Source organism: Oribacterium sp. C9 (assembly GCF_002007235.1).
Taxonomy (GTDB): Bacteria; Bacillota; Clostridia; order Lachnospirales; family Lachnospiraceae; genus Oribacterium.
Map to the genome: position 1 here is coordinate 1 of NZ_MUHW01000080.1, position 585 is coordinate 585.

Genomic DNA, 585 nt, shown 5'->3' on the forward strand with positions numbered 1-585 from the left:
GGGGTATATTACGAAAATCCCTTAAAAAGGTCTTTTTTCATGCGTTTGAATAATCAAGATTTTACGTGTTTTCGCTAGTCTTTGCATACAGGTTTCCTAAAGATGCGCGAACTTAATAGACGGTTCACGACTTTTTTGAAAAAGTTAACGAGACCCATCTGCATCACGATTCTATGGATTTGGGGAATGAAATGAAATTTAGATATTTCCAAAAAAAATACTGCCCTTAAGGCATGTAAGATATTCTTTCCTCACGTTTTATCTCAGTCCTGACATATAGTTGCCGGACTACTTTTATAAATCGAATGGATGATCCTGGTCCCACTCTGAGGGTTCCGAGAAACCGGTGCCATCTTCGGAAGGTTCATCATCCCTCCACCCCATGTATTCCATGAGATAGGCTTTCTGCTCCTTTTTGCTCATGCCTTTCATGTCACGCTGGATCTCTTTATCCATCCGATACAGTTTAATGAAGTCATATCCATCATGACTGCCCGGACACAAGTACCTTGATCCCGGATTCTGGTATGGGCTGTGTCCTGACATGACCCATTTGCGAAGCAGGGTCTTTTCGTAGTAGCTCAT

At 41.9% G+C, this 585-nt stretch carries 1 protein-coding gene; it reads right to left on the reverse strand.

The genetic code is table 11. The features are described from left to right. Positions 1 to 294: 294 nt before the first annotated feature. A partial coding sequence (locus BXO88_RS16670) for a hypothetical protein (protein WP_078038751.1) occupies positions 295 to 585 on the reverse strand: 291 nt, incomplete at its 5' end.